Origin of the sequence: Paraburkholderia podalyriae, assembly GCF_014397785.1 — a bacterium.
Lineage (GTDB): Bacteria > Pseudomonadota > Gammaproteobacteria > Burkholderiales > Burkholderiaceae > Paraburkholderia > Paraburkholderia podalyriae.
On the sequence record NZ_VZQQ01000021.1, the window covers coordinates 21,218 to 40,145 of the forward strand.

15 protein-coding genes are annotated in these 18,928 nt (G+C 60.3%); 8 read left to right on the forward strand and 7 right to left on the reverse strand.

Annotated features, from left to right (window positions below):
* Positions 1-365: 365 nt before the first annotated feature.
* The gene (locus tag F6X42_RS23525) at positions 366-2,192 is read left to right on the forward strand and encodes a CocE/NonD family hydrolase (RefSeq protein ID WP_187636496.1); all 1,827 of its coding nucleotides are present in this window, start codon (positions 366-368) and stop codon (positions 2,190-2,192) included.
* Positions 2,193-2,694: 502 nt separating this feature from the next.
* Positions 2,695-3,867, forward strand: a complete 1,173-nt coding sequence (locus F6X42_RS23530; RefSeq protein WP_187636497.1) for a porin — start codon at positions 2,695-2,697, stop codon at positions 3,865-3,867.
* A 384-nt stretch (positions 3,868-4,251) separates the two neighbouring features.
* Here F6X42_RS23530 and F6X42_RS23535 read toward each other — a convergent pair whose 3' ends face one another.
* The 7 genes from F6X42_RS23535 to F6X42_RS23565 form a co-directional block, all read right to left on the reverse strand.
* Positions 4,252-5,064, reverse strand: a complete 813-nt coding sequence (locus F6X42_RS23535; protein ID WP_187636498.1) for an IS5 family transposase — start codon at positions 5,062-5,064, stop codon at positions 4,252-4,254.
* Between the two features lie 538 nt (positions 5,065-5,602).
* A complete protein-coding gene (locus F6X42_RS23540) occupies positions 5,603-7,048 on the reverse strand; it encodes an IS1182 family transposase (RefSeq protein ID WP_187636499.1) in 1,446 nt (481 codons plus the stop codon).
* A 975-nt stretch (positions 7,049-8,023) separates the two neighbouring features.
* Positions 8,024-8,773: an energy transducer TonB gene (locus tag F6X42_RS23545; RefSeq protein WP_246530192.1), complete on the reverse strand. Its 750-nt coding sequence runs from the start codon at positions 8,771-8,773 to the stop codon at positions 8,024-8,026.
* Positions 8,766-9,164 carry an ExbD/TolR family protein gene (locus tag F6X42_RS23550; protein ID WP_187636500.1) on the reverse strand — a complete coding sequence of 133 codons (399 nt, stop codon included), beginning with the start codon at positions 9,162-9,164 and terminating at the stop codon, positions 8,766-8,768. The genes F6X42_RS23545 and F6X42_RS23550 overlap by 8 nt, the downstream gene beginning before the upstream one ends.
* Positions 9,161-9,886 (reverse strand): MotA/TolQ/ExbB proton channel family protein, encoded by a 726-nt coding sequence (locus F6X42_RS23555; protein ID WP_187636501.1) that lies wholly within the window; start codon positions 9,884-9,886, stop codon positions 9,161-9,163. The genes F6X42_RS23550 and F6X42_RS23555 overlap by 4 nt, the downstream gene beginning before the upstream one ends.
* Before the next feature lie 46 nt (positions 9,887-9,932).
* Positions 9,933-12,281: a TonB-dependent receptor gene (locus F6X42_RS23560; RefSeq protein ID WP_187636502.1), complete on the reverse strand. Its 2,349-nt coding sequence runs from the start codon at positions 12,279-12,281 to the stop codon at positions 9,933-9,935.
* Positions 12,282-12,538: 257 nt separating this feature from the next.
* Positions 12,539-12,988: a Fur family transcriptional regulator gene (locus tag F6X42_RS23565; protein WP_187636503.1), complete on the reverse strand. Its 450-nt coding sequence runs from the start codon at positions 12,986-12,988 to the stop codon at positions 12,539-12,541.
* Between the two features lie 541 nt (positions 12,989-13,529).
* On the opposite strand from F6X42_RS23565, the gene F6X42_RS23570 reads away from it, so the two are divergent.
* From F6X42_RS23570 to tnpC, 6 genes are all read left to right on the forward strand, one after another.
* Positions 13,530-14,210 carry a CobW family GTP-binding protein gene (locus F6X42_RS23570; RefSeq protein WP_187636504.1) on the forward strand — a complete coding sequence of 227 codons (681 nt, stop codon included), beginning with the start codon at positions 13,530-13,532 and terminating at the stop codon, positions 14,208-14,210.
* Between the two features lie 96 nt (positions 14,211-14,306).
* Positions 14,307-14,795, forward strand: coding sequence for a GTP-binding protein (locus tag F6X42_RS23575; protein ID WP_222945696.1), 489 nt, complete (start codon positions 14,307-14,309; stop codon positions 14,793-14,795).
* Positions 14,758-14,880 carry a GTP-binding protein gene (locus F6X42_RS45955; RefSeq protein ID WP_376776409.1) on the forward strand — a complete coding sequence of 41 codons (123 nt, stop codon included), beginning with the start codon at positions 14,758-14,760 and terminating at the stop codon, positions 14,878-14,880. The genes F6X42_RS23575 and F6X42_RS45955 overlap by 38 nt, the downstream gene beginning before the upstream one ends.
* A complete protein-coding gene (locus F6X42_RS23580) occupies positions 14,877-15,359 on the forward strand; it encodes a WD40 repeat domain-containing protein (protein WP_187636505.1) in 483 nt (160 codons plus the stop codon). Before F6X42_RS45955 ends, F6X42_RS23580 begins: the two co-directional genes overlap by 4 nt.
* 133 nt (positions 15,360-15,492) lie before the next feature.
* A complete protein-coding gene (locus F6X42_RS23585; protein WP_187636506.1) occupies positions 15,493-18,489 on the forward strand; it encodes a Tn3 family transposase in 2,997 nt (998 codons plus the stop codon).
* A complete protein-coding gene (gene tnpC, locus F6X42_RS23590; RefSeq protein WP_090812213.1) occupies positions 18,486-18,851 on the forward strand; it encodes a Tn3 family transposase post-transcriptional regulator TnpC in 366 nt (121 codons plus the stop codon). Before F6X42_RS23585 ends, tnpC begins: the two co-directional genes overlap by 4 nt.
* The last annotated feature ends 77 nt before the right edge of the window (positions 18,852-18,928 follow it).

Genomic DNA, 18,928 nt, shown 5'->3' on the forward strand with positions numbered 1-18,928 from the left:
CAACCTACGCGCCTCTTACGCAGCAGGCGGCATCAAGCGCATCGACTCTGCTCCCAGGCTCCAGAAAGTGCTCGTCACCGGACAGCCATGCATCGGACGCAACCGGGATGACATCGTCGCTAACTTCACTGACTCCGAGACGATTCTTGCAACCGGATGTTCGAGCATCCTGAACGTCCCGGTAATCTGGATGGGAAAGATACTGGCTACTGTCAATCTCCTCCATACCGAAGACGGCTATTACCGGGATGAGCACATTCCGGTCGTACGATGCCTGGCTCAGGCAGCACTGCCTGCCTTTCTTTGCGTTGAGCCTTCTTCCGTCGAATCTCTTGAACTGAACCACCAGTAAGGAACACACCATCATGTCAGACCGCGATGACAAGAACTCGGCCTGGACCGTGCCTCCGAGCCAATACCTCTCAAGCAGGCCTGCGCAGTTTCAGCTTCCAGCCGCACCAGAATCGCAGTACATCACCATGCGTGACGGCTGCCGTATTGCGGCTGACATTTACATCCCTCAAGCAGGTCCGCGAGCGGAGCAATTCCCGACGCTGCTCATCTTTACCCCTTACTACAGGCGTTTCGAGACAGACGGCAATGTTGCTGAGGCTGCGCCAGCCGCGGCCCGTTACCGGAATTTCTTCGTGCCTCGAGGGTACGCCGTCGTTGTCGTCGATGTCCGGGGCACTGGCGCGAGCTTCGGAACGCGCGATGCCCTTCGCTCTCCCACGGAACGCGATGACTACGGTAAGGTCGCAGAATGGACCGTCAAGCAACCATGGTCGAACGGCGTCATCGGGTCGACTGGCATCTCGTACGTTGGCGCTGCCGCCTGCTTTCTTGCCAGTACAGGACATCCGGCTGTCAAAGCTATTGCGCCTCTATTCGGCGTCTCGGACATTTATAGTGAGCAGTTGTATCCGGGTGGCCTGGTTTCGAAGGTCTGGACTCAGGCGTACTCCACCCTCATGGTGGCAATGGACCACGACCGGCGCGACCTTATCCGTCAAATCTCGTACTACGAGGACCCCGGGCTGCAAGGCCCGCACCGCGTGGATGAAGATACCGACGGCAATCTGCTCGCCGCGGCTGTCCATGAGCATCACAGCAACTTTTCTCTCACGGACGCAGCGGGTGAGTTTGCATTCAGAGACGAGGGGATGCTTCACGACCCAGAGCTCACCCTCGCCGTTTGCAGCCCGTATCACTACCTCGACCAGATTTCACCCGATGTCCCCATTTACTCTGTTTCAGGCTGGTTCGATGGCGCGGGCTACGCCAACGGCGCGATTACGCGTTTTCTGACTCGCGCTAACCCGAAGGACCGACTGCTTCTGGGCCCATGGGACCACGGTGCCCGTACGAATGTCTCACCGTGGCGAGAGCAAGAGGCTCCGCAGTTCAATCTGCTCGCTGAGCTACTCCGGTTCTTCGACACGTATTTGATGGGCGAGGACGCAGGTCTGGATGCTGAGGCGCCGATACACTACTACAACGTTCATGCTGAACAGTGGCAGGCGACGGCGGTTTGGCCTCCAGTCTCAAAGCCCACTCGATTCAACCTGTCCGCCGGAAGCAAACTGACCGAATCCTCGGCCGAACAATCCATAGATAGTTTCAAGGTTGATTTCGAAACATCGAGTGGCAAGCAAACGCGTTACGATTGCCTTGGCGCAGCGACCATCGTTGACTATTACCCCGACTGGTCTGACTGTTCCGCCGCGATGTTGCATTACGAAACTGCGCCGGTGGCTGAACCGATGTCCGTCGCAGGACACGCAGTGGCAACCCTTCGAATGGCGGTCGACCAGGGTGACGCGTCGATATTCGTCTATCTGTCTGAAGTCGACGTCGAAGGGAACGTCTTCTACATGACGGAGGGAATGCTTCGCGCGATACACCGGAAAACGTCCGAAGCCCCCGCAGAATATGTAACTGCGTGGCCTTTCCGTTCATATCACCGCGCTGATGCATCTCGTCTTGAGGTTGGAGTTGCAACCGACTTCGTTATCCCGTTGCTCCCAGTTGCCTGGACGTTGAAAAAGGGGAGCAGATTGCGCGTATCAATTTCCGGTGCCGATGCAGGTCACTTTGTACCGATGCCATATGGTCGCCCACCCGTCTTCTCGGTACACACTGGCATTGGTGGGAGCTTCGTCGAGGTGCCGCTTCAATCGGCCATCGCGTAGAAGACGTTCCACGCCCTGAGGTTAAAGAAGCCCGCCGCGCGGCGGGCAACTTCAACAAAGCGACATTGCTGCGCCCACCCGAGCGCCACGCGAGTCGGAGCCTCCCGTGTGGTTTAAATCACTAATGGTCGAACCAGGTTACCGCATGTTCCGCGGGAATCTCTTCTACGTAGCTTCTTCGAATGTCACCACGACGACGCTCAATAGCGGCCGCAGCGGGAGGCCGCCTGTGGAGAACAGGTGTTACGTCAAATCCGCGGTCGTAGACTAACCTCGATGCCGTCGCCTCAACGCAACAGAGATCGACAGAAATCGACCCGTACGAATGAAGTACAGCAGTACTGCTTCCTTGCTGGCAGGACGGTTATCGGCATTGCTACGAATTTGTGACAAATACTTCAGCAAATTGGAAGACCCTAATGCAGCCCGGAATGATGTCGTGCTGCACCTGCCTTCCTATACTCGCGTCGCTATTTCCACCTGAATCCGCTGGAGTTAATTCATGAAAAAAATCCCGGTCGCCCTCGCGCTCTCCGGTGCACTCGCCGCCTCGGCCGCCCATGCACAGAGTTCGGTCACCCTGTACGGCCTGATCGACGCTGGTCTGATGTATACCAACAACGTCAAGACCTCCGCCACGGCGCACGGCAGCCTTTTTCAGGCGACCAGCGGCACCATTAACGGCAGCCGGTTCGGTCTGCGCGGCGCCGAGGACCTCGGCGGCGGTCTGAAGGCCATTTTCGTGCTGGAAAACGGCTTCAACGTGCAGAACGGCAAGCTCGGCCAGGACAGCCGGATGTTTGGTCGCCAGGCGTTTGTCGGTCTGAGCAGCAACGAGTTCGGTACAGTGACGCTGGGCCGCCAGTATGACTCGGTGGTTGACTTCGTGGCACCGCTGTCCGGCACGGCTGGCACGTTCGGCGACACGGGCTTCGCGCACCCGTACGACAACGACAACCTGAACCACACGCTGCGCATCAGCAACGCGGTCAAGTACATGAGCAACAACTATGCAGGCCTGAAGTTCGGCGGCCTCTACGCGTTCTCGAATAACACTGACTTCACCCAGAACCGTGCTTACAGCGCGGGCGCAAGCTACGACTATGGCCCGATCAAGGCGGCCGCCGGCTACCTGCAGATCAACGGCAACGGCGCCGCCCCCCAGGCGAACACCAGTGGCGCAGTAGACCTCGCCGAAGCGCCTACCCAGACGGGTGGTTTCAGGTTCGGGGCGGACGTTCAGCGCGTGATCGGCGCGGGTCTGAACTACACGTTCGGCCCGGCAGTGTTCGGCTTCGTGTACACGAACAGCCATTATCAAGGCACGCAATCGTTCAACCTCAACAACGGTTCGCAGCGCTTCAACAACTATGAACTGAACGCCAAGTACACCCTGGCACCGGCAGTTACGCTGGGCATCACTGACACGTACACCGATGCCCATCTGTCAGGTGCGTTTAATGCGTCCGGCACGCACTACGGCACCGATCCGAAGTGGAATCAGGTCAATGTGCAGGCTGTCTATGCGCTTTCCAGGCGCACTGATGTTTACGCCGAAGGCATGTATCAGCACGCAATTGGCCAGAACGTTGTCGCCTTCATCAATACGTCGGGTGGTGCGTCGTCGACGGCGAACCAGGTGGTCGGCACGGTCGGGATGCGCACGCGGTTCTAAGGAAGCCTGAGGCGGGACGGATCTAGCCCTGTCGCAGGGCGCAACAGCAGTGTGTGCGCCGGCAAAAGCAACCGCCGGCGCAAATTAATCTGGGCACGACCGATACAGCCTGATTGAAAAGGTCGCGTCCAGATGCGTTGGGACTCTCGTCGCGGGTCCTGACGAAACGGCAGTCACGGCGTAGTGAAAGCGGAGCGAGAGTCCGTGGACACACCTGCGCCGACGCGACTTTCTCCGGGAATTATTTTTGGCCCCGTCCCCGTCTGGACGGGCATTTTTTTTTACTGACGAGGGCGATACGTGTGATGTGAGCGGAGGCCGGTACATACGTTCCTTATATCTGATAATGTCCTCTATCCCATATGGGCTGGCCATTAGACGGTGTTAGGAACTTCGAAGTACTGGGATTGCATGGACAAGCATAAGCATGGCGAAGACGACAAAATGCAGACCTGCGAGTGTTTCGGGCAAGCGTTCGTAGTCACGAGCGAGGCGTCGAAAGCGGTTGAGCCATCCGAAGCTGCGCTCGACTACCCATCGACGTGGCAACAGCACGAAACCCTTTTTCGCTTCATCGAGCTTGACCACCTGGAGATCAATTCCCTGAGCGCGCGCGGCCTGCGCAGGAGCTTCGCCCGTGTAACCCTGATCGGCAAAGGCCACTTTCACGGTTTCTCCCGTTGCCTGCTGCACCTGGCGCGCCAGCTCTATCACCTGTGCGCGCTCCTGCTCGTTGGCCGGCGTCACGTGTACGGCGAGCAACTGACCCAGCGTGTCGACCGCCATATGCACCTTGCTGCCACGCTTGCGCTTGTAGCCGTCATAGCCTGCGCGTGGACCGCTCTCACATGTCGATTGCATCGTACGGCCATCAAGGATCACCGCGCTGGGCTGCCCCCGCCGCCCCTGCGCGACACGGATGATCGAACGAAGATCACTCACCATGCACTCGAAACAGCCGGCCGCCAGCCATCGTTGCGTCTGCTGGTACACGAGTTCCCACGGCGGAAAGTTGGTCGGCAGCATTCGCCACGCAGCCCCAGCGCGAGCCATCCAGCGCAACGCATTGAACATCTCGCGCAACTCGTATTTACGCTGTGGTGCACTCTCATCCATCAACGTCAGATACGCTGCTACGAAGCTCCATTCTTCGTCTGACACGTCTGTCGGGTACGCTTTACGTTTCTCTCTTGTCATCCCTCCAGGGTACCAGGTTCTGACCGGAAGTTCCTAACACCGTCTAAAAAGGGCAATCAAAGCGCTGGCCGTGATGACACATTGCGGAAGCTCTGCCTCGGCGAGAAGCAACGGGGACGGACCGCTCCAACGGAAGTCATCGTCGGCCGGAATGGCCATCGAATCTTAGCCGCTGCATACAGCACTTGAAAATTGAGCTCGCTCGCCTGTCGAATCGTCGGTCGCCGTCGCTTTGCCAAAATGGCGGCTCGTCGCTCGTCAGCAGACGTTCGCCGACAGAGTGCGAAGGACCCTTCTTGGCCGGGTTGGGGCAGTGCCACCGGTAATTCGCTCGGCGGAGACCGGCCATTGAGCAAGGGCGAACGAGCCCTTCGTTATTCAGATTGGATGGCGACCTCGACCGGCGGCTTGTGGCCGAGGGTGTGTGGAAACTGTTTTCTTATCGCTGAAGGCGAGTTCGCCAGCCTGGCTAATCGGGATTGGTAGATCGGGTTCGCGCTAACGTAACGTCGCAAGTGCAAAAAAGCCCCTCAGGGCCTTAGGTTTCAGCCATCCTCATCGCCTTTATTGTCGCGGCAACCCCAAGTATATTCATGACGCGCTTCAGGTTGTAGGCCAATACCTGAAGACTCATTTCAGTGCTCACCCTCCCGAGCGTCCGGGTCAGGAAGTGCGTGGCACCCATCCAGTGCTTGAGCGTACCAAATACATGCTCAACGGTACTCCTGCGGATGGTCATTGCATCTGGCTTCCGCTCGAGCCGACGCTGCATGGCTTCCAGTATGTGTTCGTGCTCCCATCGTCGGATGCGACGATAGTCGCTGGGAGAACATCTCCCCTTGAGATGGCAACGCGGGCAGGCACTGGGCCAGTAGACCTGCAGAGTCATGTCATGCTCAACGGTTGTGAATCGACGAATTGCACGCTCGCCAGCAGGGCATCGATATTCGTCGTTCCTCGCAACGTAGACGAAGTCTCGCTTGGTAAAGAGACCCTTCTTCCTTGATGCGGAGGTGAGTGGTTTCGGGACATACGTTTTGATCCCGACAAGTTCGCACGCGAGGATATCCGGACCGCTGTAGTAGCCGCGGTCAGCCAGCACTTTCAGCTTCGGCTTACCCATCGCGTTCTTCGTCGACAAAGCCATCGTGCTGAGTTGCCCCTGATCGCTTCCGATATTAGTCACCTCGTGCTCAACGATCAGATGATGCTTCGTGTCCACGGCGGCCTGCACGTTGTAGCCGACCGTTCCGGTTCTTTTGCCACCACTGGTCATGGAACGGGAGTCCGGATCCGTAAGCGACAACTGTCCGTCCGGTTGTGTCTTCAACTGCTTTTTGATCTGTTCGAGCTCACGCATCCGCTGGCGCAAGCGAGCGATCTTCTCGTACAGACGCACGGTCTTCACATCGAAACCTATCGGATTGGTCCGATCTGCGGTTTCAATCATGTCGAGATATCGCTGAACGCTTTCTTCAATCTGCTGCTGACGCTTGTCGATCTTGCCAGCCGTGTAGTTCCTGTCACGGCTGTTCACAGCCTTGAACTTGCTGCCATCGATGGCGACCGTGTCGCTGGCGAGCAGCTTGAGTCCGCGACACAGTTCGACGAAACGCCGGCATACATTGCGAATTGCCGCACCATTGTCGCGACGAAAGTCTGCGATCGTCTTGAAGTCCGGTGTCAGACGTCCAGTCAGCCACATCATCTCGACATTGCGCTGGCATTCGCGCTCAAGACGCCGGCTGGATGGTACCCGGTTCAGATATCCGTAGATGTAGATCTTGAGCATCACACCAGGATGGTAGGACGGGCGGCCCGTGATTGCGGGTGTGGTACCGTTGAAACCAAGTTCCGCAAGGTCCAGTTCGTCGACGAAGACATCTACGATCCTGACCGGGTTGTCCTCTCCGATGTAGTCATCGACGCATTCGGGAAGTAGTGCGACCTGCTTGCGGTCATCGCCTTCAACGAATCGCTTCATGAGTCACCCGATCTCAATGCGTTGATTCAGTTTAGGCGATCAATGCGTTTTCACACACCCTCGGCCGGGTGCCGACTCATGCACCTTGCATACGCAGCTTGAACCCCGCTGGCCTGCGATCGGCATCACGCGACCCCTTTGAGCCGTTGGAAACGACTTCTGAGCGGCAGCTTCGGGCCCGATATGAGCCAATCGTTTCACGTCAACTGCAGCCTGCACGTTATAGCCAACCGTCCCCGTGTGGCGCGTGTCTTCCCGCAGGGTTCCGTGAGCCAATGTGCAAGACTAGCCTGGCTTGCCTTCATGTTCGTCGACCGCAGCGCGAAGCCTATTGATCCCGTCTGCGAATTCAGCCGACGCGTCGCGGAATCGAGCAGTTGGCATCGGAACGTCGATACCCTGGCGCGCAGAGGTGCTGCGCGCAGTGGGCGGTGCTCCGTGACTAGATACGTTCGGATTCCCTTCCGACGTGCCCCGACCAGTCCCGCGTCCGACGCCTTCGATTGGCACGCAGAATGGGCGTCCTATCAAGGCGGCATTACGATTCACTGAAACGAAGGTTTCGCGGTTTGCCGCAATCCGTTAAGTCAAGTCATGATTGAGATTGTCCAGGACACCACCAAGCGCCCATAGCACATCGCGCGCGAAGTCTTCGTCCGCCTCGGGCCATCCCGGCGTCCGGATTCTTGTTGCCTTGGGCCTGGCGGATTGCTGCGCCGCTCAGGGCTAGCTCTCTAGCTTGCAGATACCGGGGTGCCCCGGCCGAACAGGACGTACGGTTCGTCTTCCATTGTTCAGGTTCATACGACGGACGCCTGCCCGCATGCGCCCGTGGCGCGCGCTCATGTCCGTGGTCTAGAGCAGGCATCCTGCAAATCTAAGCAACAGCAGACCATGCGCCACGCCAGTTAGCGGGCCTCGCGGCACTTGTCGCTGCTACATCTGGTCACCGCCATGGCATACGCCAGGCATGCGCTACTGGACCACAAGATGGACGCGAACGTCTTGATGACTCTCGACCGGCTTGCCATTCTCGGTCGCCGGGAAGAAGCGCCAGTTGTGCAGCGAGGCGAGCAGCAGCTGGTTCAGACGCGGCTGTTGCGTCGGCTGCAGGAGTTCAACGTCGACGGAACCGTCGGGGTGAATCGTGAAACGCGCAAGTGCAATGGCGTGATACGCGGCTTCGCGCAAGTCGTCCGGGATTTCCGGCAGTGGCTGCGTGATGACGCGCGCGCCAGTATGGCCGCTGCCGCTGGCGGCGAGGTCGGTCCCGGCCGATGAGCGATTGGCGACACTCACCGATGGCATTGCCGATGCCAGCGGCGCAGAAGGGGCTGGGGATGGCGCCACCGAAGGCGCAGCAGGGCCCGAGGGTGCAACTGGCGGCGCGACATGCGCGGCAGCTTGCCGGGACGGTTCCTGACGTACGGGAGTTGCATGATGCACCGGCGCCGGCGTTGCATGCTTAATGGTCGCCGGCGGTGCCGGATGAGCCGGCGCGGCCGGCGCGGGCATGCTTGTGGCCGGCGGCGGGGATTCTATTTCAACGAGTTGCGCGTCGAGATTCGGAGGCGAGGGCGGCGTGATCTCAGTCGTCACGAGCAGTCCGCCGACGAGTACGAGCCCTGCGCACCACAACCCGAACGCGACAGCCACCACAACGAGGATGCGGGTTGTCGGTTCGTCGAGCAAGGACGTATTGCTGCGGCGGCCAACGTTACTCATGGTGAACGGCGATCAGGAAGTGCTGCACGCCGGCTTTCCGTGCTTCAAGCATCGCCTTGACGACCACGCCGTGCGACGCCGCGTCGTCGGCGGCAACCACCAGGTTGCCGTCTGGCTTCAGCAACGGCCGCAGATCACCCGCAAGCGCAGCAAGCTGCACTGGCTGGCGATTGACGAAGATAGCATTGGCACGCGTGACCGTGAGTGTGAGCGGCGTGTCCAGGTTGAGTCGTTGCGCCTGGCCGCCCGGCAAGTCGATCTTCACCGAATCGAGCCGCTGCATCGAAAGCGATGCGAGCATAAACGTCGCGAGCAAAAAGAACATCACGTCGATCATCGGGATGATTTCGATCTTCCCGCGCCGAGCCTGTCTTGAACGTTTCAGTTTCACGTGCGAGGTCCTTGCGCATGCTCACCGGCGAACCGCAGATGCGCCGGCCCTTCCGCGCGTTCCCGGTCGAGATGGTGTTGCGCCGCTCGTTCGGGATCTTCCTGGTCGAGTCGGAGCTGCCCGATCAGCCGTGTGCCGACGCGCTCGAAGTGATCGAGCAACTCGCCGACCCGCCGCGAAAAATAATTGAACGCGAAGAGCGCGACCAGAGCGATCAGCAGGCCGATTGCGGTAGCGATCAGCGCTTGCGCGACACCACCCGTCACACCGGTTGGGTTCACGACGCCCTGTCCGCCGATCAGCCGGAATGAGTGCATCATGCCGATGATCGTACCGAGCAGTCCCAACAGAGGCGCGGCCGTCACGATGGTTTCGAGCAGCCACAGCCCCCGGTTCAGCGCGCGCTCGATATGCTGCGCGGCAGTCTCGGCACGTGACTCGATCCACCAGATCGGCGCATGGCCGCCGTCGAGAATCGGCACGGCGAAGCTGCGCAGCGCATGGCGCTCGGGCAGAGCCGCGATCTGTGCGCGTGTCTGCGCGAAATCGACGACGGAGGCCTCGATCAGTTGGTCAATGCGGGCTGGAATTCGCGCGAATCGGTGTAGCGAATAAGCCTTGTCGAGGATGATCGCAAGGCCGGCCACCCCGAGAACGGTCAACGGGTAGACGACCCATCCACCCAGGCGTACAGCGAGAAACAGTTCGGAAAAATCGTTCATAGTGTCGTGGGTTCCTGCTGACGCGGCGGGGCGCCGCGCGGGCGCCTTAGAAGTATTTCGTGATGCCTGCATAGAAAGCGCGGGTCGGTGCGAACTGCGGGGCGCCAACGCCAATTCCGGAGCCGTCGCGCAACTGGTAAGCACGATTGAGCAGATTGACCACGACCACGCGTCCATCGAAGTTGCCAATAAGAGGCGCCTGGAAGTGATGGATGACCGCGAGGTTGATATTCACATAGAACGGCACATGGTCCGTGTTCGCAAAACCGCTGCGCAAACCGCTGCCGAAGGTGGTATCCGCGCTGTAGGTCGTACGCGCAAACGTGTAGGCGATCCCCGCCGAACCGGTGATCAACTGGTCATGGTCGAGGTTGACGGGATGGCTGGCGATGTACGCAAGTTCATCGGGTGAGAAATTGAACTGGCCCGAGACGATGTTTTCGCCGGTTGCGCGGCTAAGCGCGAGATTCGCGTATGCGGAAAAATGCTCGTCCTTATAGTTGGCGGTGAATTCGACGCCGTAATCGTGGCCCGTCTGGTAGTTGAACGGCGTGTTGATCAGGGCGGTGCCGAACTGCCCTTCGTCGAGCAGATCGGTCGCCTTCTTGTAGTAGGCATCCACGCCCACCGTGACGGCGGAGGTGACGCGCTGGGTGACGCCGACATCGAAGTAATGGCTTCGCTCGGGTTGCACTGGCGAATTTTGCGGACTCGCAGCCTGGTTTGTCGTGTTGTTGAACTGCGCCACCGTGGTCGGCGCAATCAGTTCGAGAGGCGGAGGTGTGAAGTACCGCGCGTAACCTGCATGCAGGGTGGTGCTCGGCGTTGCCTTGTACACCACGCCGACGCGCGGGCTCAACTGGCTGGCATCGACGACCTCGTTCATTTTGTCGTAGCGCAGTCCGTAATTGATGATGAGCTTGTCGTTCACCTTCCACTCGTCTTGCACATAGACGCCAAAGAGCCGGCCGATCGTCGTGCTCGCGCTGTTGATCGTCATGGGCTGGTCGGAGGACTGTGCGCCATCGACAGTGGGGAACACCGAGACGCTGTCGTTGGCGACCGCGCGGTCCTGTTCGAAATACACGCCGGCGCGCAGCGTGTGCGAACTGTTCAGCCGGTAGGTGGTATCGCCCTGCAGTCCATTGGCCCAATTGCTACGGAAGTCTTGCGAAGCGACGCCGTTAAAGAGCAGATCGCCGATCGGATCGGGGTTGAACTGCGTGCGCGTATAGCGCGTGAAGTAGGCGACCTGATAGTCGAGCTTGTCGCCGTTCGTCCCCTGCAACGCGACGGTCGCGAAGTTGTTGAGTTCACTCTGGGTTTCGTTGAGCGCCGCGGAATCGAAATCAGTGCGGCCGTTGAGCACGAATTGGGTCGGTTGCCCTGGTGTATTCGGAATTTCGAACTGGTTGCTCGCGGTGCCAAAGACGACGCTGACCCGGGTAAGCGGGTTGATCAGGTACGACATGTAGCCGAACGCATTGCCTTGCCGGGTGTGGTCATGCAGCGGCGAGCCGTCCGAGGTCGGCGCTTCGATGCCGAGATCGTTGACGCCGGCCGAACCGCTGAAGAAGTAAGTCAGTGCGCCCTGGGTGCCGTACACGTCGCCGCTCGTCTGCGCGGTGCCGTGGCTGCCGCCGTACACGCCTAGCGAGCCGCCGTTGCCCGCTTCGCCCGACTTGGTCGTGATGTCGACGATGCCAGCGGTGCGCAACCCGTATTGCGCGGGAAGCGCGCCGGTGAGCAGGTCCACCTGGTCGATGATGCGCGTATCGAAGGACTGGCCAAAGCCGGAGATCGGTTCCGGAACCATGATGCCGTTGATCCGGTATTGCAGGTTCGCGTGTTCGCCCCGCACGTGGACCATGCCATATGAATCCTGCGCGACGCCGGGCGCTTGCAGCAGGACCTGGTTGAGCGGCGTCGCATCGCCCTGCGGCATGTTGCGGATGTCCGCGCTGGTAATGCGGTACACGCTGCTGCCGGTTTCCGGCGACAGTCCGTTACGCGCCTGGTCCAGGCGCTGGGCACTGACCCGCACGTCAATCGCGTCGCTCTTTGTGAGCGCGACGGTAACGGAACTTTCCGTTCCAGGGCTGGTGGTGGCGATGCTGCTCCCGCTAGTGAATCCCGTTGCGGTGACAACAATTGCATAAGTCCCCGGCGCGACATCCTGCACCGTGAAATGCCCGCCTGCATCGGTTTTTGTGGTTGCTGCGGACGCCCCGGTGGCGGTCTGAAGGACCACATTGGCGTCCGCTACAGGCTTGCCGAGACTATCCGTGACGAGGCCGCCCACGGAGCCGTCGCCCGGCGCGGCATAAACATGGCCCGCTAGCGCTTGGGCGAAAAGCAGCAACGCGGCGTGAGAGAAAAGTGTGCGATGTTTCATTAGCTTGACTGTCGTTGTTGAATAGGTCGCATCGCACCACGCGGTATCCCCTGCGTCGTCGCGCCCACTTGTCCTTGTGCCAGGCAATACGCACTGCGGCGGTGTTTGTAACGCCACCGCTATCGGAATCGGTAATCTTTTGCGCGCAAACTGTTAGATGCAATGCAGATCGCAATGTTATAACATTTCATTCCAGAATAATACACGCACGGCGTTTTTTTCCGCACCTGACTGCATTGCGAGGCGGGTACGAAAGGTCACCCAGCGTGCGAGCAGGATTCGCACAACCCCTTGATTTCAGTTTCCTGGCCGTCGACGACGAAGTGAGCGGTGCGCGCCGCGCGCTCAAGCTTCCTCCGCAGCGCCTCATCGTGGACCACCGAAACCGACCCGCAGCGCTTGCAAACCATGAAAACCTCGTGCTGTCCGTCGACATCACCGCACGCCATAAAGGTACTGGTTGTGGCAACCCGCCTCACAAGGCCCTGCTCCATCAGGAAATGCAAGGCCCGGTAGATAGTGGCTGGTGCGACATTGGTGCGGACCGCCCGCATGTCTTCCAGCAACTGATACGCCGTGGCGCGGCCGCCCCGGCTCAGCAATAATGCGAGGACCTGCCGGCGCTGGGGCGTCAGCCGATGCCCGTGCAATGTGCAGCGGGCATCGGCCTGCCGTAAGAACGCATTCGTCGCATTTACGTCGGTCATCGAGTGCTTGCCTGGCGAACAAGGAAAATCATTGGGGTGTTTGTGTGTGTGCCCTATGTGCGTGCCATATCATGAAGTCACTTGTAGCCGCCGGCTCCAGTATCGTTACATTCAAAAGCCCGCTGCTACCTTTCGCGAATCGTGACATCTCCTCTCCAAGCCATCCCAGCCGTTGCGGGCGGCGACCCATGACTTTTTGTGAGCCTCACTAACGGGCGCCAATTGGCGTCCTACTCATGTAGACGTTCACGCCACCGCTAAACGGCTCTCACTGCAGCGATTGGCGCGCTATGGAGCGCCTTACGCGCGGCTTTGGCCAACCCGAAACATCTTCTCAAAGAGGATGGAATGTTATAACATTTCTCAGCTCTGCGTTCGGCTCGGTCAACATAAGCAGACAGCATGGTTCGGCGAACGCGTCCTACGAGGCCGCGCACGCCACGATTGAAGTCATTTCCTGTTCCCGATGCGATGTGCGGTTCACTGCGGCCAGGGTTGGCGCATGCCTGGACGCTTCCTCTATTGGCTACAGCGAGCTACCATGGACGACACACGTGTTCCAGTCACAGTGCTGACTGGTTTTTTGGGCGCGGGCAAGACGACGCTCCTCAATCGTATCCTGAGCGAGAAGCACGGTCTGCGTATTGCCGTGATCGAAAACGAGTTCGGCGAGATTGGCATTGACGATGCGCTGGTGATCAACGCGGACGAAGAAGTGTTCGAGATGAACAATGGCTGCATCTGCTGCACCGTGCGTGGCGATCTGATCCGTATCCTGGGCAACCTGATGCGTCGTCGCGATCGCTTCGATCACATCCTGGTTGAGACGACTGGCATGGCCGACCCTGGTCCGGTATGCCAAACGTTTTTCGTCGACGATGAGATCCGCTCAGCACTCCGGCTGGACGGTATCGTCACGGTCGTCGATGCAAAGCACGTGCAGTTGCATATCGACGACACGGACGAGGTGCGCGAGCAGATTGCCTTTGCCGACGTGATCCTGCTTAACAAGGCCGACCTCGTGGCAAGCCCGGAACTGGACATGCTGGAGCAGCGTGTGCACGGCATGAACGGGCTGGCGCGCATCCACCGCACGGTCAACGCCGATATACCCGTAAAGACAGTGATGGATGTGGGGGGCTTTGACCTGAGCCGGGTACTCGAAGATCGACCGACCTTCCTCGAACCGGAATATCCGTTCGAGTGGGTCGGCATCTGGTAACTGCCGCCCGGTATTACGGAACTGCGCTACGGTGGCGGCCCTGATCGCACAATCGGCACGCTGTTGACGCCGGCCAAGGGCGTCACACCAGAACACATGGACAAAGTGGTGGCCAGCGCGAACATCGCCTTTACCAGGCAACGCAAGTTACAGCCAGCCAGTGCAAAGCTGATGGCCGGTAGCACTGCAGTCAGCCTGCGCGTTCCCGAAGAGGGTGCGGAGCGAAGCGTGCAACTGCTCATTTCGCAGGCGGGTCCGTACGCACTGGTCACTGAGCACGGTCCAGACGAGTTCGATCTGCGGCTCGAGCGGGATGGGCAGCGCATCACTCCGTTGATTAGCCGCGAGTTCAACGCGGGCCACACTCACGATGAGGCCGTCAATTCGGTGGGTATCAGCCTCGAAGGTGCGTTGTCCGAGCACAAGCTCAACCGTTGGCTCGGTCCACTGCTGGCGGAAAAGGGCGCGGACATCTATCGCATGAAGGGTATCTTCCAATATTGCGGGCGAGAACCGTCGCGTCGTCCTGCAGGGCGTGCATATGCTGATGGACAGCAGCGTGGATCGGCTTTGGAAAGCCGGTGAGCCGCGCCGCAGCGAGATCGTGTTCATCGGACGTGAACTCGACCGTCAGGCGCTAACTGAAGGCCTGAGAGCGTGTCTCGTATGAGCCGCATCGAGAAGTCACCGCCGCTGCGGGTCATGTGGGAGGCACAGGGGAGCGATTACGTGAGCGCGTTGGCATGGTCGCCAGATGCAACACGGGTTGCGGTGGGACATGCGGATGGCACCCTGGCAATTCACGACGCGCTTGATGGCCGCAAGATGTGGTGCCATGACGCTCACGCCATGGGGGTGGGAAGTCTCGCCTGGTCGCCAGACGCGCGGATTCTGGCAAGCGGCGGACTGGACAACAGTGCGGCGCTATGGGCGCCGGACGAGGGGACGGAACTGCGCCGACTGAACGCGGGTCGCGGCTGGGTCCAGAACCTGGCGTGGTCGGAAAAAGGAGTCCTGGCGACCACCGCAGGACGCGAATTACGTCTTTGGCATGCGCAGGGCGACGAACTGTACGCCTTCGAACCGGCTTCCAGTACGCTGACCGGTTTGTCCTGGCAGGGCGAGGACCGGCTCATGACCTCCTGCTAGGGTATGGTAAGCGTAAATTCCTATCATAATTCTTGTAGTTATAAAGACTGCGCCGTTTATTACAATTTGTGCAGTAACGTCTGATTCTTCTTGCGCTAATCTGAGCGGCCCTCTGCGATCCGGACGATCCGCAATGGCTACCCTCGAACGCACCGCGTACCCGCGCTTCCCCGAGGTCCTGGCGCCCCGGGAACTGCAAACCTGCTACACGCCACTGCCCGACGAGCTCGAATGGGCACGCCGGGCAACGCGCGGCGAGCGACCTCGACTGGGCCTGCTGGTGCTGCTGAAGGTCTTTCAGCAACTGCACTATTTCCCTCCGCTCGATACCATTTCGGCCGGCGTCGTTGAACACGTTCGGGCAGCCGCCGATATCGGCGACACCGTGCAATTCGGCTACGACACTGAGACCTCCCCAACGCTGTTCCGGCATTACGCGGCGGTTCGCACCTGGCTCGACGTGAAGCCGTATTACGGCACCGACGCGAACGCGATCGCGACATGGGCAGCGCATACGGCGTCGCTGACGATGGACCAGCCGGTGGACATTATCAACGCGACGATCGACGAGCTGATCGCGCGCGATATCGAGCTGCCGGCGTTCTCGACGCTCGACCGGCTGACTGAACAGATCCATGCCCGGGCGCAGTCCCGACTGTTCAAGCGCGTCACGCGACGGCTGACCGATGAACAGAAACTCGCGCTCGATCGGCTACTCGCCCGCGACCTGTCGAGCCGGCAGACCGCCTACAACCGCATCAAGCGGCATGCGAAACGCCCATCGCGCCAGCATCTGGACATATTGATCGATCAGCTTGCCTGGCTCGACGAACTCGGCGATTTTTCACTGGCCGTCGCCGGGATTCCGGCCTCGAAGCTGCGCTCGCTCGCGAATCAGGCGATGGCGCTCGACGCGTCCGCGCTCAGGAATGACACACTCCCCGAGAAGCGCTACACACTGATCGTCGCGCTGCTCAACCGCATGCGCGTGCGCGCCCGCGACGATCTCGCCGACATGTTCGTGCGACGGATGGCCGCGATCCACAAGCGCGCGAGCGACGAGCTGGACGTGATCCAGCGCAAGCAGCGTGATCAGGTCGAGGACCACGTGGTCCTGCTCGACGGCGTGGCCGACATCCTCGCCGACGAATCCGACGAGACGGCCATCGCCCGAGCGGTCAGGAAGCTGCTCGCGCCGAAAGGTGACCTGGAGCCCTTGCGCGAGAGCTGTGCGGCAATCCGCGCGTTCAGTGGCCGCAACTATCTGCCGCTGCTCTGGAAGCACTTCAAGGCACACCGTTCGGTCATGATGCGCGTGGCCCGTACGCTCGAATGGGATTCGACGAGCCCAGTCCGCTCGCTGCTGAACGCACTCGATGCGGTGATGGAGAACGAATCGCTGCATCGCGAGTGGATCGATGCGGACGTCGACGTGAGCTTCGCCGCACCGCGGTGGCGCAAGCTCGTGCGGCGCTCGCACGGCGACGGATCGCCGACCAACCGCCGGTATCTCGAGCTCTGCGTGTTCTCATACATGGCCGAGGAACTTCGGGTCGGCGATCTGTGCGTATCGGGCTCCGACGCCTACGCTGACTATCGCGACCACCTGCTGCCGTGGCGGCAATGCGAGCAGCAATTGCCCGACTACTGCGACAAGCTCGGCATGCCAACGACTGGCAGTGACTTCGTGCTCGATCTTCGTCAATGGTGGACCGACGCCTGCCACAAGCTCGACACCGAACTACCGCACAAGCGCGAGCACGTCGTGATCGACCGTCACGGTGAGCCGATCCTGCGCAAAACCGTCGCCAAGGAAATCCCGGCGAGTGCGATCGCTTTACAGGAGCGGCTCAACACCCGCCTGCCGACGCGGAACATGCTGGACATCCTCGCGAACATCGAGCACTGGACCCACTTCACGCGGCACTTCGGGCCCTTGTCCGGGAGCGATCCGCAGATTCGCAAGGCCGCCGAGCGCTACCTGCTGACCATTTTCGCGATGGGCTGCAATCTCGGCCCGACCCAGGCGGCCCGCCATCTCGACTCCGATGTCACCGCGCATATGCTGTCGTTCGTCAACCGTCGGCATATGAGCCTGGACAAGCTCGAGACCGCACAACGTGAACTGATCGAACTGTACCTGCGGCTGGACCTGCCGAAACACTGGGGCGATGGCAAGACGGTGGCGGCTGACGGCACGCAATACGATTTCTACGACAACAACCTGCTGGCCGGCTATCACTTCCGCTACCGGAAAATGGGCGCGGTCGCGTACCGGCACGTCGCCGACAACTATATCGCGGTGTTCCAGCACTTCATTCCGCCGGGCGTCTGGGAAGCGATCTATGTGATCGAGGGACTCCTGAAGGCGGGGCTGTCGGTCAAGACGGACACCGTTCATGCTGACACGCAGGGCCAGTCGGCCGCCGTTTTCGCATTCACGTACCTGCTCGGCATCAACCTGATGCCGCGGATTCGCAACTGGAAGGACCTCGTCCTGTATCGGCCGGACAGCAAGGCCAAATACAAGCACATCGACAAGCTGTTCACCGCCACGATCGACTGGGTGCTGATCGAGCAGCACTGGCAGGAACTGATGCAGGTCGCGCTGTCGATTCAGGCAGGTACGATCTCGTCGCCGCTGCTGCTGCGCCGGCTCGGCTCCGAAAGCCGCAAGAACCGGCTGTATCTGGCCGCACGCGAGCTCGGCAACGTCGTGCGCACGGTGTTCCTGCTCGAGTGGATCGGCAGTCTGGAATTGCGGCAGGAGGTCACCGCGAACACGAACAAGATCGAGTCGTACAATGGCTTCTCCAAATGGCTGTCGTTCGGTGGTGATGTGATTGCCGAGAACGAGCCGGAGGAGCAGCAGAAGCGGCTACGCTACAACGACCTGGTCGCATCGGCCGTGATCCTGCAGAACACCGTGGACATGATGCAGGCGCTGCGCGAGATGGCGGCAAACGGCGAGAAAGTGCGCGCCGAAGACATCGAATTTCTGAGCCCGTATCCGACCCACAACATCCGGCGCTTCGGCCACTATAAACTGCATCTGGATCGCCGGCCGGAAGCCTGGATCAGGGACCCGCTGTTCGGCCATGGTGCCCGCACCTACGCATCCCGCCAATGACTGCACGCCCGGCCATCACTACGACCTATTTCGGCGATGTCGACACCGCCGCGCTCGAGCGGCTCGAATCGAGCTACGACACCACCCGCCTGCTGGCCGCCGTCGATATCGTCGATCGTCTCCGCGCCCAACTTCACGATCCCGAGGGGCTACGTGACGATCTACTGGAGATCCACAGCATGGCACATTCGGTGCTGAATGGCGCACCATCAGTGCCGGCGCGACGCGAAGGCGCCTTGCCCGAGCGGGTGCTGGACGCACTCGATCTGATTGATGAATTTGTCATGGAACTCACGCGGGTGAGGACGATCCTTGAGCCGCTCGAAGCGCTGCACCCTGATGAGGGGTTCGGCGAGGATTGAACGGCGCCCACCCACTGATCGTGACCACGGGGGCCGGTCCCGGCCGGTGTTATGCGGCCGCAGACGGCCACAAACTG